Annotated in this window: 12 protein-coding genes; 4 read left to right on the top strand and 8 right to left on the bottom strand. The window is 64.0% G+C overall.

Translation table 11 applies throughout. The features are described from left to right. Positions 1-104 precede the first annotated feature (104 nt). Both BUB53_RS02770 and msrB read left to right on the top strand, forming a co-directional pair. Complete coding sequence (locus tag BUB53_RS02770; protein WP_073032436.1) at positions 105-662, top strand: fasciclin domain-containing protein; 558 nt, start codon at positions 105-107, stop codon at positions 660-662. Positions 663-754: 92 nt separating this feature from the next. After that, a complete protein-coding gene (gene msrB, locus BUB53_RS02765; RefSeq protein ID WP_073032434.1) occupies positions 755-1,231 on the top strand; it encodes a peptide-methionine (R)-S-oxide reductase MsrB in 477 nt (158 codons plus the stop codon). Positions 1,232-1,278: 47 nt separating this feature from the next. On the opposite strand, the gene BUB53_RS02760 is transcribed toward msrB, so the two are convergent. The 3 genes from BUB53_RS02760 to BUB53_RS02750 all read right to left on the bottom strand — a co-directional run bounded on the left by BUB53_RS02760 (position 1,279) and on the right by BUB53_RS02750 (position 3,624). Then, the gene (locus BUB53_RS02760; protein ID WP_073032432.1) at positions 1,279-1,902 is read right to left on the bottom strand and encodes a DnaJ domain-containing protein; all 624 of its coding nucleotides are present in this window, start codon (positions 1,900-1,902) and stop codon (positions 1,279-1,281) included. 156 nt (positions 1,903-2,058) lie between these two features. Beyond that, positions 2,059-2,469, bottom strand: a complete 411-nt coding sequence (locus BUB53_RS23110; protein ID WP_073032430.1) for a DUF4177 domain-containing protein — start codon at positions 2,467-2,469, stop codon at positions 2,059-2,061. 108 nt (positions 2,470-2,577) lie between these two features. Continuing rightward, positions 2,578-3,624 carry a YeeE/YedE family protein gene (locus BUB53_RS02750; protein ID WP_073032428.1) on the bottom strand — a complete coding sequence of 349 codons (1,047 nt, stop codon included), beginning with the start codon at positions 3,622-3,624 and terminating at the stop codon, positions 2,578-2,580. 334 nt (positions 3,625-3,958) lie between these two features. Between BUB53_RS02750 and BUB53_RS02745 the strand changes: the two genes are divergently transcribed. Then, positions 3,959-5,122: a M20 aminoacylase family protein gene (locus BUB53_RS02745; RefSeq protein WP_073032426.1), complete on the top strand. Its 1,164-nt coding sequence runs from the start codon at positions 3,959-3,961 to the stop codon at positions 5,120-5,122. A 66-nt stretch (positions 5,123-5,188) separates the two neighbouring features. Here the strand turns inward: BUB53_RS02745 and BUB53_RS02740 are convergent, their stop codons facing one another. From BUB53_RS02740 to moaA, 3 genes are read right to left on the bottom strand one after another with little or no spacing between them, the layout of a single operon-like run. After that, on the bottom strand, positions 5,189-6,235 hold the full coding sequence (locus BUB53_RS02740) for a glycosyltransferase family 4 protein (protein WP_073032423.1): 1,047 nt from the start codon (positions 6,233-6,235) through the stop codon (positions 5,189-5,191). Positions 6,236-6,270: 35 nt separating this feature from the next. Beyond that, entirely contained in the window at positions 6,271-7,551 is a 1,281-nt protein-coding gene (locus BUB53_RS02735; RefSeq protein ID WP_073032421.1) for a 3-deoxy-D-manno-octulosonic acid transferase, read from the bottom strand. A gap of 7 nt (positions 7,552-7,558) precedes the next feature. Further along, on the bottom strand, positions 7,559-8,566 hold the full coding sequence (moaA, locus tag BUB53_RS02730) for a GTP 3',8-cyclase MoaA (RefSeq protein ID WP_073032419.1): 1,008 nt from the start codon (positions 8,564-8,566) through the stop codon (positions 7,559-7,561). A gap of 86 nt (positions 8,567-8,652) precedes the next feature. Here moaA and BUB53_RS02725 point away from each other — a divergent pair, with 86 nt between their 5' ends. Next, a complete protein-coding gene (locus tag BUB53_RS02725) occupies positions 8,653-9,168 on the top strand; it encodes a hypothetical protein (protein ID WP_073032417.1) in 516 nt (171 codons plus the stop codon). Positions 9,169-9,238: 70 nt separating this feature from the next. Here the strand turns inward: BUB53_RS02725 and glmS are convergent, their stop codons facing one another. Both glmS and glmU read right to left on the bottom strand, forming a co-directional pair. Further along, positions 9,239-11,062 carry a glutamine--fructose-6-phosphate transaminase (isomerizing) gene (gene glmS / locus BUB53_RS02720; RefSeq protein WP_073032415.1) on the bottom strand — a complete coding sequence of 608 codons (1,824 nt, stop codon included), beginning with the start codon at positions 11,060-11,062 and terminating at the stop codon, positions 9,239-9,241. Beyond that, positions 11,062-12,417, bottom strand: a complete 1,356-nt coding sequence (gene glmU / locus BUB53_RS02715) for a bifunctional UDP-N-acetylglucosamine diphosphorylase/glucosamine-1-phosphate N-acetyltransferase GlmU (protein ID WP_073032413.1) — start codon at positions 12,415-12,417, stop codon at positions 11,062-11,064. Before glmU ends, glmS begins: the two co-directional genes overlap by 1 nt. Positions 12,418-12,531: the final 114 nt, after the last annotated feature.

Raw genomic sequence — 12,531 nt, 5'->3', positions numbered from 1 at the left:
CTTTGAAGGCGTCTGCGTGGCTTCGGGTGTCGGCGGGCAATCAGGCCCGTCACGCCCTTGTCGCGGCGATCGAAGCCGCGACGTCATAACAGGAGGAACTCGATATGTTTACGATCAGGACATTTGCCGCCGCAGCCACCGCACTCGGCCTTTCGGCCAGCTTTGCCGCCGCGGAAAACCCGATGGTCGGCGGGGCCGCGATGTATGCGGACAAGACCATTGTCGAAAACGCGGTGAACTCGGCCGATCACGAAACGCTGGTCGCCGCCGTCAAGGCCGCCGGTCTGGTCGATGTGCTGAACTCGGAAGGGCCGTTCACCGTGTTCGCCCCCACCGACGACGCGTTCGGCATGCTCAAGGAAGGCACCGTCGAGGCATTGCTGGACCCCGCGGCCAGGGAGCAACTGACCAATATCCTGAAATGCCACGTCGTGGGGGCCGACGCCATGTCGATGGCCATCAAGGGGATGATCGACGACGATGGCGGCGTACATCCCGTGCCCACCCTCGGCAACTGCACCTTACAGGCCACCTATGAGGGGGACAAGATCATGCTCGAAGACGAGCGCGGCCGCACCATCAACGTGACCATTGCCGATGTCGATCAGTCCAACGGCGTCATCCACGTGGTCGACCGGGTGATCCTGCCGGCGATGCAGTAATTCTCACCCGATCGTGTGGGGCCGTGCATTGCGCCACGGCCCCATACCCGTCACTTTTCATGAGACACAGCCCTGCAAAAAAGGAGCCCCGCATGAACCGCCGCAGCTTTGTCGCCACCGTCATCGGGGCGGGAACCGGCCTGTCCCTGACACGATACGCCCTCGCCGCCGGAGAAACCTTTGAGATCACCCGCACCGAGGCCGAATGGAAGGCGATGCTGTCCGACCGGCAATACGAGGTGATGCGCCGCGAGGGCACCGAACCGGCCTTCAGTTCGCCATTGGACAAACAATACGATCCGGGAACCTATCACTGCCGGGGCTGCGATCTGGCGCTGTATTCCAGCAAGCACAAGTTCGACAGCGGCACCGGCTGGCCCAGCTTCTGGCAACCGGTCAATGCCTTTGCCGTGGCCACAAAACGCGACTGGAAACTTGTGATCCCGCGCACCGAATGCCATTGCAGCCGCTGCGGCAGTCATCTCGGGCATGTGTTCAACGACGGTCCCAAACCGACGGGCAAACGCCACTGTATCAACGGCGTCAGCCTGGTGTTCAAACCGGCCTGATCCGGCATCCGCCGCGCAAGGCCGGTTGAGCGGCCTTGTCGCCGGCTTTACTTGAAGTTCCGGCTGGCCTTGATCTGGTCCCAGGCCCAGACGACCTGTTGCAACTGCTCTTCCTGGCTGCGGTCGCCGCCGTTCATGTCCGGGTGCAGCACCTTGATCAGCTTCTTGTAACTCTTGCGGATATCCGCCTTGGTCCAGTTGTCCTCGACCTCCAGAATTTCCACGGCCCGGCGCTCGGTCGGCGGCAGTTTGCGCCCGCCGGCCTTCTTGCGGCCCGGATTCTTGGTGGCGTTCTCGCCCAGCACCTGATGCGGGTCTTCGATGCCAAGCCGCGCCCAGGCCCGCGTTTCGGGATCGACAAAGGCCTTGGTCTCACGCTCCCAGACCTTGTCCTTGGACATCTGCGCGTTCATCTCGGCCTCGGTCGTGCCGTGGAAGAAGTTCCATTGCTGGTTGTACTCGCGCACATGCTCCTTGCAGAACCAGTGGAACTCATCCAGCACGTCGGGCGCCTTGGGGGCACGATACTTGCCCGGCTCCTGACAGCCTTCTTTCTCGCAGATGCGCGTTGACGTTTCGGATGCGCCGGACATGCCGCGCCGACCACGCGGATTCTTCTTCTTGGCCGACGAAACCGACATGTCGAAACCGAAGGGATCTGTCTTGGACATGGCTCTACCTTTGCGACTCGGAGCGCAGAGTTTATGCTAAACGCGCGCGAATTGAAGGGGGCAGGGTGCAAAAAATCCCGTTGATCAGCGCAAACCCGCCATGACCCCAACCGAATCCGCGTCATGCCGCCGGGATGCCCGGCGCACGGAACCGTGTCAGGGGCGCTCGGGCCGGGCCTCGGCGTCGGTCTCGTCGGACGTATCCATATCGCCCTGCGCCGCATCGCTGGCGGTTTCGGGCGCAATGCCGTCCTGTTCGTCCGTTTCCGCCTCGTTGTCGGGCACGGCCTCTTCGGCCTGCGCAGGCTCGGTGTTCAGCCGCTCGCCCTCCTGCAAGACGCGCTGAAACACCAGCACGCTGCGATACACCGTATGCGACAAGGTCAGCCCCTGCCGTTCTTCCGATGGCAGGATATCCGAGCGCAGGTATTCCCACCCCTCGGCGGCCATTTCGTTCAGCGCCGCTTCCAGCGTATGGGCGAATCTGGCCTCGGCCCCTTTGACGCCGGGCGCTTTGCGCCCCTTTGCCGGGGCAGGGATCACCTTGTATTCGAATGTTGCGGGCATCGCGTTCCGTCCAGTTTCGTGGCTGGCGCATCCTACCCGCACAGCCGGACAGCGCAAGGCCCCCGGCAACCACTTGCACGGGGGCCTGAACGTTTGGCGTCGTGCCGGTTATTCGGCGGGCTGAACCTGTGTCGCGGACCGGGGTGCGCCGCGCAACAGCCTGTCGGCGAGCACACCGCCCGCGACAATCGAAAGCAGCGCAAGAATGGCCGCCAGCGACAGCGTCGGGACACCGGCCAGACCGGCCCCCACGGTGCAGCCCCCCGCCAGAACGCCGCCGAGCCCCATCAGAACCGCACCGGCGATATAGCGCCCGGTCTGGCGCGGGCTGTCAAAGCTCTGCCAGGCGAAACCGCCGTTCAGAAGCGCCGCCGCAAGCGCCCCGATCAATACACCGCCGATCAGCCCGGCACCGAAATTCGCGCCCACGGCCGTCGAGGCGACGGAATAGAACAGTGCATCCGCCGCAGAAGAGGTGAAGGACAGCGATTGCATCGCGATGGGATCGAAATCGTCATACAGAATGAACCCCGTGCCGACCCAGCCCAGAGGCACCAGCGCCCCGATCAGGGCCGCCAGGGCCAGAATGCCCGCACGATTGCCCGAGCGCAGCCCATAAGCCAGCGCCGCTATGGCAATCAGCCCGGCCCAGATCGCCGGATTGCCGGGCAGCGCGGCATTGTCCAGCGCCACGGTCTGCGATCCGAGCGCGGTGCGTACCGGGGCCAGAACGCCCTTGAGGGTGGCATGTGCGGTGATCGCGAAAATGACCAGAACCAGCGCGGCGCGCAGGTTGCCCGCGCCGCTCAGCACGGTCAGCCGCGAGATGCAGCCGCGGGTCAGAACCATGCCGATCCCGAACATCACGCCACCGGCCACGATGGCCAATACCGGCAGGTCGCCCGCCATGAACCGATGGTCGCCAAAGCCGATCCAGCCCTGCGCGACGGCAAACTGCGTGCCCAGAACGGCCACGGCCAGCGCGGTCAGCCAGACACCGGCGGCCTGTCGGCGATGCTCACCAGCCACGATGGCGCGACGCAGGCAGAAACGGGTCACCTGCGCCAGCGCGCCGAACAGCACGCCGAGCCCCAGTGCGAACCAGACGGCGGCCTGCGATGCGGTCAGGGATTCGAAACCCAGAGTTTCAAACATATCGATTCTCCCGAAATCGGAATTTTTTCCCAGATGGAGCGGAAATGGATTTCGATCAAGACCGTATAAATTGGGCGGACCTAAGCGGGATGGAACAAAATACCTCACATCGGAGCGGAGCAAAACATCCGTTTCGCCTGTGGCGGCGCGGCGGGTTATTGATCCACGCCGTCCGCCCTCGCCGTGACCGGCTTTCTTTTCTGCTCTGATGCGCCGAGTTCCGCTCAGATGCCTGTAAATGGCGCTGCGCTCGGGGTCCGGCCGCTTGCCGTTTGACGCCAATCCTGCCCGGCTGTAGCGTCACGCCACACGCGCCGCAGGAAAGGATACTTCGATGCCCGTCAAGAACCGCTTTGCCGAGTTGCACGACCAGATCACCGAATGGCGGCGCGATCTTCATGCCCATCCCGAAATCCTGTTCGACACGCATCGCACGGCGGCGCTGGTGGCCGACAGGCTGCGCGACTTCGGCTGTGACGAGGTCGTCACCGGCCTTGGCCGCACCGGGGTTGTCGGCGTGATCAGGGGGCGCAACACCGGCTCGGGCAAGGTGGTGGGGCTGCGCGCCGATATGGATGCGCTGCCGATCCATGAAACCACCGGGCTCGACTATGCCAGCCAGACACCGGGCAAGATGCATGCCTGCGGCCATGACGGACATACCGCAATGTTGCTGGGCGCGGCGCAATACCTGGCCGAAACCCGCAATTTCGACGGCACCTGCGTGGTGATCTTCCAGCCCGCCGAAGAGGGCGGCGGCGGCGGTCGCGAGATGTGCGCCGACGGGCTGATGGACCGCTTCGGTATTCAGGAAGTGTACGGCATGCACAACTGGCCCGGCGTGCCCGAAGGCACCTTCGCCATCCGACCGGGGCCGTTCTTTGCCGCAACCGACAAGTTCGAGATCACCGTGACCGGACAGGGCGGCCATGCCGCCAAACCCCATGACACAATCGACCCGGTGGTGATCGCCAGCCATCTGGTGCTGGCCCTGCAATCCATCGTCAGCCGCAACGCCGACCCGACCGAACAGGCCGTCGTGTCGGTCACGGCGATGAAAACCGGCTCGGACGCGTTCAACGTGATCCCCGACCGGGTGGACCTGCTGGGCACCGCCCGCAGCCTCAGCCCCGAAATGCGCGACCTGATCCAGAGCCGCATGCAGGCGCTGTGCGACAGCATCCCGGCGGGGTTCGGTGGCCGTGCGGTGCTGGACTACGAGCGTAACTACCCGGTGATGGTCAATCACGACGCCCAGACCGAATTCGCCGCCGACGTGGCGCGCTCGGTCTCGGGGCAATGCGCCGACGCGCCGCTGGTCATGGGCGGCGAGGATTTCGCCTTCATGCTCGAAGAACGTCCCGGCGCCTATATCCTTGTCGGCAACGGCGACACGGCAATGGTCCACAGCCCCGATTACAATTTCAACGACGCGGTGATCCCCGCCGGGTGCAGCTGGTGGGCCGGAATCGTGGAACAGCGCATGCCATTGGGCTGAAGGCGGTCTTTGGCCGCTGTTTCGCGCCCGGAAAAACACAACGGGCTCGGAACAGCGCTTCCCCCCTCAAACCTCGTCCAGCAACCCCCGGTAAATCGCGCAGAGCGCCTCGGCCTCCTGCTCGATCCGGCAATGGGTTTCGGCATGGGCGCGGGCGTTGCGGGCCCATTCGGTGCGCAGGTTCGCATCGTCCAGCAGCCGCGCGGTGGCCGCGGTCATCGCCTCCAGGTTCTCGATATCGACCAGCGTGCCGGTCTGCCCGTCCTGCACCAGTTCTTCGAACGCGCCCGCGCGGGTTGCCACCACCGGACTGCCGCAGGCCATCGCCTCCAGCGGGGTCAGGCCGAATCCTTCCCAGCGTTGCGGCGCGATATAGAGATCCAGCGCCTTGAACCAGCGCGACACGTCCCAATGCGGGTCTTCGGGCAGGAACAGGAACCGATCCTGCAACCCCGCCGCCGCGACCTTGTCCACCAGCGCCTTGTGAAAGTCGCGGAACTGATCGGTCACCCCGCCCATCATCACCGCCACCGCATCGGGCCGCTCGGGCAGCAGGCGCAGCATCATGTCGGTGAACAGGTCGTTGCCCTTCTGCGGGCGGATGCGCCCGAAACAGCCCACCAGAACCTTATCCTGCGGCAGGCCCAGTTCGGCCCTCAGCGCCGCCTTGTCGGCCACGGGGGCGAACCGCTCCACGTCGATGCCGTGATGGATCACCTGCGCCTCGACCTCCAGGAACGAGGCCGAGCGCGCCGAGGTCGCCACCACCTTGTCCATCTGCCGGATCATCCACTTGGTCAGCTTCTTGTGGTCGCGCTGCGCCGCCGAGGTGAACATCAGCTTGAGATCCTTGCGCAACAGGCGCTTGAGCGCGATCCCCGCCAGCATTTCGTTGTTGCGCCGCGCATGCCATACCCGCCGACGGCGGCTCATCGTCGGCAGGCAGCCGGGCGGGATATGCGGGATGTCTTCGGGAATGTTCGGCCCGCAGGTCGCCACCGCCATGCTGCGCGCCTGAATCGGCACCAGCCGGAACACGGTCGAGGTCACGCCCGACATCCGGGATTTGAAATTCGGGGCGATCACGTCGATGGCGTCGGCGGGGTTGGGCATGACGGCGGCCTTGGCTGAACTGGTTTCGCGCGCTCTTACACCGGATCGACCAGCGCGGAAAGGTCCAGAGCCAGCGCGTCCAGCGCATCCTCCTGCGCGGCGGCAAAGGCCGAAACGCGATCCCGCGCACCCTGCAACGCCGCCGCATCATCGAGCCATTGGGCGACGGCCCCGGCCAGCGCCCCGGCATCCGTGACCTCGGTACTTGCGCGCGCCGTGTTCAACTCGCCATAGGTATCCGCGAAATTCGCATAAAGCGGCCCGTGGATCAGGGCCGATCCCGCATGGGCGGGCTCATACGGGTTGTGCCCACCCACAGGGCTGAATGACCCGCACAGGCAGGTGATGGGCGACAGCGCATACCACAGCCCGGTTTCGCCCAACGTGTCGGCCAGATACACCTGATCGCCCGCGCCCGGCAGCGCCCCGGCAGAGCGCTGCGCATGGCGCAGCCCGGCCTTGCCGATCAGCGCCGCGATGTCGCCCGCCCGCTCGGGATGGCGCGGCACTAGGATCAGCAACAACTCGGGATGCGTCTCCAGCAACTGCCGATGCGCCTCCAGCACGATCTCGTCCTCGCCGGGATGGGTGGAACTGGCCAGCCAGACCGGGCGCGCGCCGATACTGTGCCGCATCTGATCGAGGGTTTCAGCGTCAAAGGGCAGGGGCCCGGACAGCGATTTCAGGTTCTGTCCGACCTGCGCATGGGTCAGCCCGATATCGCGCAAATGCCCCTCGGTGCGCTTGTCCTGACAATGGATCATCGAAAACACGCTCAGCAAATGCCGCGCCGTGGTGCTCAACCGTTTCCAGTTCCGCGCCGAGCCGTCCGATATGCGCGCATTCAGCAGCGCCATGGGAATACCCGTCGCATGGGTCTTGTTCAGCATCTGCGGCCAGAACTCGCTTTCGACGAACACCGCCAGATCGGGATGCCAGTGATTCAGAAACCGCCCCACCGCCGGGCCGCTGTCCAGCGGGGCGAACTGATGGGTGCAACGCGGTGGCAAACGGTCGGCCAGAATCTTGCCCGATGTCGCCGTCCCCGAGGTGATCAGGAAATGCCAGTCGTCATGCGCCTGCGCCATATGGGCGATCAGCCGCAGCACCGACAGGCTTTCGCCCACGCTGGCGGCATGAAACCAGATCAGCGTTCCATCGGGGCGGGGTTGCGTGGCCCGGCCCATTCGCTCGCCGAACCGGGCCGGGGGAATGCCCTGCGCACGCAGCTTGGCCTTGACCCGGTTATAGGCCACCGGGGCCAGCAGGTTGGCCGCGGCCGCATACAGCCGCAGGGGCAGGGGGCGTCGGCCCATGCGCGCCTCAGCCGCCCGTGTGGCTCATGTGGCGCGACACGCGCCCGTCCACCGTCTGGCGGGAATAGTCGAAATCATGCCCCTCGGGCTTGAGCGTGATCGCCTGCCGGATCGCGGCCTCCAGCGGCGCGTCGTCGCCGGGATTGTTGCGCAAGGGCGCGCGCAGGTCGGCCATGTCTTCCTGTCCCAGGCACAGGTACAATTCCCCCGTGCAGGTCAGGCGCACCCGGTTGCAGCTTTCGCAGAAATTATGGGTCAGCGGCGTGATGAAGCCGATCTTCTGCCCGGTCTCTTCCAGCCGCACATAACGCGCAGGCCCGCCGGTGCGCTCGCTCAATTCGGTCAGCGTGTAGCGCTGCGCCAGATCCTTGCGCAGATCGCTCAGCTTCCAATACTGGTCCAGCCGGTCCTCGTTGCCGATATCGCCCATCGGCATGACCTCGATAAAGGTCAGGTCCATGTCGCGGCTTTTGCACCAGTCGACCAGCGCGAACAACTCGTTCTCGTTGAACCCCTTCAGCGCCACGGTGTTGATCTTGACCCGCAAACCGGCGCGTTGCGCCGCGTCGATGCCCCTGATCACCTGTGGCAGGCGGCCCCAGCGGGTGATATCGGCGAATTTCTTCTCGTCCAGCGTATCGAGCGAGATATTCACCCGCCGCACGCCCGCCGCATACAGATCGTCGGCGAACCGTTCCAGCTGACTGCCATTGGTGGTCAGCGTCAGTTCCTTCAGATCGCCCGAGTCCAGATGCCGGGTCATGGCGTTGAAAAAGGTCATGATCCCCTTGCGCACCAAGGGCTCGCCCCCCGTGATGCGCAGCTTTTCAACGCCCATGCGCACGAAGGTCGAACACATGCGGTCCAACTCCTCCAGCGTCAGCAGTTCTTTCTTGGGCAGAAAGGTCATGTTCTCGGACATGCAATAGACGCAGCGGAAATCGCAGCGGTCCGTGACAGAGACGCGCAGGTAGGAAATCGCGCGCTGGAAAGGGTCGATCAATGGTGCGGTCATAGGAATTTACCTAAGGCGTGACGCGATATGGGGCAAGGCTGATCTTGCAGATTGAAGCGCGCCGTGGGCGGCGGTATGATCGAAATATGAAACCCGTATTGATCAGTGTCGTTCTGGGTATTTCCCTGGCCGGTTGCGCCCAGGTCGAGGGACTTTTTGACCGCTCCCGCGCAACCGCAGCAGAAGACTCCGCCGTCGTTCCCTCCGAGGCCGATCCATCCGGCATCCGCCCGCCGGAAACCGCGCCGGTCCCCGTGTCCGGCGCACGCACCGCCGAGGCATTCGACACCACCACCGAACAGCAACGCGCCGAGGCCGTGGCCGGGGCCGCACCCGCAGGCGGTGAAACCGATCTCGGTACGACCGTCGCATCGCTCGGCGCACCGGGCGAACCGGGGTTCTGGCTCAAGACGCCCCTGGCCGGTACAGCAGGCAGGGGACGTGTCGAATACCCCGACAGGGGAACTTCCGTTATGGTCGACCTGATCCCGCTCGCCGGCGCGCCGGGGGGGGGCAGCCAGATATCGCTGGCCGCCATGCGCGTGATCGAGGCCGATCTGACCGGCCTGCCCGAGCTTCGGGTGTATCGCCTTCCCGACTGACTCGGGGCGCGGTGCGCGTTTCGTACAAAACCCGCGTCCACTTCGTACAAAACGTACGAAATCCCCGGTGCTATTCCACCGTCACCGATTTCGCCAGATTGCGCGGCTGATCCACATCTGTGCCTTTCGCAACCGCCGTGTGATAGGCCAGCAATTGCGCCGGAATCGCATAGAGGATCGGCGCCAGAACCGGATCGACCTCGGGCATTTCGATCAGACGCCATACTCCTTCGTCGGTTTCCGCAGCGCCCGCATGATCGGTGATCAGCATCACCTTGCCGCCACGCGCCATGACCTCCTGCATGTTGGAAACGGTTTTGTCGAACAAGGCGTCCCGCGGGGCCATCACCACGACGGGCATCCTTTTGTCGATCAGCGCGATGGGGCCGTGTTTCAGCTCTCCGGATGCATAAGCTTCGGCATGTATATAGCTGATTTCTTTTAGTTTTAACGCGCCCTCAAGGGCAAGCGGATACATCAGCCCCCGGCCCAGGAACAGCGCGTTGTCCGCCTCGGACAGACGGCGCGCGGCCTTGGCGAAATCATCGTCCAGTTCAAGCGCGTGATTGATCGTGGCGGGCAGCCCGCGCAGGCTCGACAGCGTGTCGGCCATGTCATCGGCCGACATCGCACCGCGATCCTTGGCGGCCTTCAGGGCCAGCAACAGAAGCACCGTCAACTGGCATGTAAAGGCCTTGGTCGAGGCAACGCCGATTTCGGCTCCGGCATGGATCGGCAGCGCTAGATCGCTTTCCCGCGCGATCGAACTTTCATCCACATTGACCACCGACAGGATCGTATCGGCCTTCCCCTCGCAATAGCGCAAAGCGGCCAGCGTATCGGCGGTTTCCCCTGACTGACTGACAAAAACCGCGCAAGTTCTGGGGGTTACGGGCGGTTCGCGATAGCGGAACTCGGATGCGATATCGACCTCGACAGGCATGCCGGCCAGTTGTTCGAACCAGTATTTCGCGGTCAGGCAGGCGTAATACGCGGTGCCACAGGCCACCATGGTCAGCCGGTCGAACCCACTGAAATCCAGCCCGTCGCCGGGCAAGGTCACGTCACGCCCGTCCGCTGACAGGTAATGCCCAAGCGCATCGCCGATCACGGCGGGTTGCTCGGTGATCTCCTTGGCCATGAAATGTTTGTGCCCGGCCTTATCGACGCGGGTATTGCCGATGCGGATACGCTTGACCGGCCTGTCGACGGTGTTTCCCTTTTCGTCGGTGATCGTGACGCCCTCGCGCGTCACGACGGCGATATCGCCTTCGTCCAGATAGGTCACGCGGTCGGTCATCGGCGCCAGTGCGATGGCGTCCGAGCCAACGAACATTTCGCCCGTGCCGTGGCCAACGGCCAGCGGGCTGCCCTTGCGCGCGGCGACCAGAAGGTCGGGCTCGCCATCGAACAGGAACAACAGCGCATAAGCGCCTTCGAGCCGTTCGATGGTGCGTTTCGCCGCCTCGACCGGGGGCAGGCCCTGATCCATAAAATGCCGGGTCAGCAGGGCAACGGTTTCGGTGTCGGTGTCGGTTTCGTGGCCGATCCCCTTCGTCGCCAGATCGGTGCGCAGATCGCGATAATTTTCGATGATGCCGTTATGCACCACGGCCACCGGCCCGGCACGGTGTGGATGGGTGTTGGCCAGATTCGGCGCACCATGCGTAGCCCATCGGGTGTGCCCGATCCCGGCCTTTCCCGCCAGCGGTTCGTGCACCAAAAGGTCCGACAGGTTGACCAGCTTGCCGACCGCGCGGCGGCGATCCAGTCGCCCATCTTTCAGCGTGGCGATCCCGGCGCTGTCATAGCCGCGATATTCCAGTCGCCGCAGGGCCTCAACCAGGGTCGGGGCAACTTCGTGCTGTCCGAGGATGCCTACAATACCGCACATTATCCTGCCCCTTTGTCGCGTTTCGCTTTTTTAGACTTTAGAATATCGAACAACTTACGTGCCATGCCGGGTTTGATCGTTTGCTCCCCCCGGGCGATAGCCAGCGCCCCATCCGGGACATCGCGTGTGATGACCGACCCCGAGGCCGTCATCGCCTCGTCGCCGATGCTGACCGGAGCGACCAGCATGGTGTTCGACCCGATAAAGGCGTTGCGGCCAATCTCGGTGTGGTGCTTCATGACACCATCGTAGTTGCAGGTAATCGTCCCCGCGCCAACATTCGTCGCCTCACCCAGATGGGCGTCGCCGATATAGCTGAGGTGATTGACCTTCGCACCGGCGTCGATCACCGCATTCTTGATCTCGACGAAATTGCCGATGCGTGTATCCTCGGCCAGCTCGGCACCGGGCCGCAGGCGCGCATAGGGACCGACCACCGCACCGCGCGACACGTGGCATCCTTCGAGATGCGAAAACGCCCTGATCCGCGCACCGGATTCGATGGTCACACCGGGGCCGAACACGACATTGGGTTCGATAACCGTGTCACGACCGATCACCGTATCATAGGCGAAATGCACGGTTTCGGGGGCGGTCAGGGTAATCCCGTCGGCAAGGGCCGTTGCCCGTGCGTGCGTCTGAAAGGCGGCCTCGGCTACGGCCAGTTCGGCACGAGAATTCACGCCCATCGTTTCGGATTCGTCGCAGGCCACGGCTGTCGCCGACAAGCCCCGCTTGCGCGCCAGCGCCACGATGTCTGTCAGGTAGTATTCGCCACTGGCATTGTTGTTGTCGATCTCTGAAATCAGGCTGAACAACAGGGGCGCGGGGGCCGCGATAACACCGGAGTTGCAGAACGTGATAGCACGCTCGGATTCATCGGCGTCCTTGAATTCCACAATTTTCTCAAGGGCTTCACTCGTCATTTTCAGGCGGCCATAACGGCCCGGGTCCACCGCTTCGAACCCCAGAACCACGATGTCGTGCTGCTCCCGCGCTTTGGCCATGTGGGCCAGCGTTTCGGGCTGGATGAACGGGGTATCGCCATAGAGAACCAGCGCATCGCCGTCATAGCCGCCCAGCAGTGGAGCCGCCTGTGCCACTGCATGCGCCGTGCCTTTCTGCTCGGACTGGAGGGCGATCTGCGCGTCGCCATCATAGTCCTGCGCGGCCTCGGTCACAGCCTCGGCTCCATGCCCGGCCACGATCACCGTCCGGTCCGGCGCAAGGGCTGCACCCGCTTTCATCGCGTGGACCAAAAGCGGCGCACCGGCCACCTGATGCAGTACCTTGGGCAGGTCCGATTTCATGCGCGTGCCCTGACCGGCGGCCAGGATGATCAAGGCTGTACTCATGGATGTTTCTCTTTGTATTCCTGCGTTGACCGTTTTATCGGGTTGCCACCGCTACGCAAGGAGGCAGTGCATCAAACTGAATTGCGGTATATGTCAGCCATGCGCGGAAAACTG

This window comes from Roseovarius pacificus, assembly GCF_900142665.1.
Taxonomy (GTDB): domain Bacteria; phylum Pseudomonadota; class Alphaproteobacteria; order Rhodobacterales; family Rhodobacteraceae; genus Roseovarius; species Roseovarius pacificus.
This window is presented reverse-complemented; position numbering and strand designations above follow the sequence as displayed.

What these genes read in the sequence shown, in the direction of transcription:
- glmU (WP_073032413.1), bottom strand. Translation starts at nt 12,417, where the DNA reads ATGAGTACAGCCTTGATCATCCTGGCCGCCGGTCAGGGCACGCGCATG.
- BUB53_RS02745 (WP_073032426.1), top strand. Translation starts at nt 3,959, where the DNA reads ATGCCCGTCAAGAACCGCTTTGCCGAGTTGCACGACCAGATCACCGAA.
- BUB53_RS02735 (WP_073032421.1), bottom strand. Translation starts at nt 7,551, where the DNA reads ATGGGCCGACGCCCCCTGCCCCTGCGGCTGTATGCGGCCGCGGCCAAC.
- BUB53_RS02740 (WP_073032423.1), bottom strand. Translation starts at nt 6,235, where the DNA reads ATGCCCAACCCCGCCGACGCCATCGACGTGATCGCCCCGAATTTCAAA.
- BUB53_RS23110 (WP_073032430.1), bottom strand. Translation starts at nt 2,469, where the DNA reads ATGCCCGCAACATTCGAATACAAGGTGATCCCTGCCCCGGCAAAGGGG.
- BUB53_RS02770 (WP_073032436.1), top strand. Translation starts at nt 105, where the DNA reads ATGTTTACGATCAGGACATTTGCCGCCGCAGCCACCGCACTCGGCCTT.
- msrB (WP_073032434.1), top strand. Translation starts at nt 755, where the DNA reads ATGAACCGCCGCAGCTTTGTCGCCACCGTCATCGGGGCGGGAACCGGC.
- BUB53_RS02760 (WP_073032432.1), bottom strand. Translation starts at nt 1,902, where the DNA reads ATGTCCAAGACAGATCCCTTCGGTTTCGACATGTCGGTTTCGTCGGCC.
- glmS (WP_073032415.1), bottom strand. Translation starts at nt 11,062, where the DNA reads ATGTGCGGTATTGTAGGCATCCTCGGACAGCACGAAGTTGCCCCGACC.
- moaA (WP_073032419.1), bottom strand. Translation starts at nt 8,566, where the DNA reads ATGACCGCACCATTGATCGACCCTTTCCAGCGCGCGATTTCCTACCTG.
- BUB53_RS02750 (WP_073032428.1), bottom strand. Translation starts at nt 3,624, where the DNA reads ATGTTTGAAACTCTGGGTTTCGAATCCCTGACCGCATCGCAGGCCGCC.
- BUB53_RS02725 (WP_073032417.1), top strand. Translation starts at nt 8,653, where the DNA reads ATGAAACCCGTATTGATCAGTGTCGTTCTGGGTATTTCCCTGGCCGGT.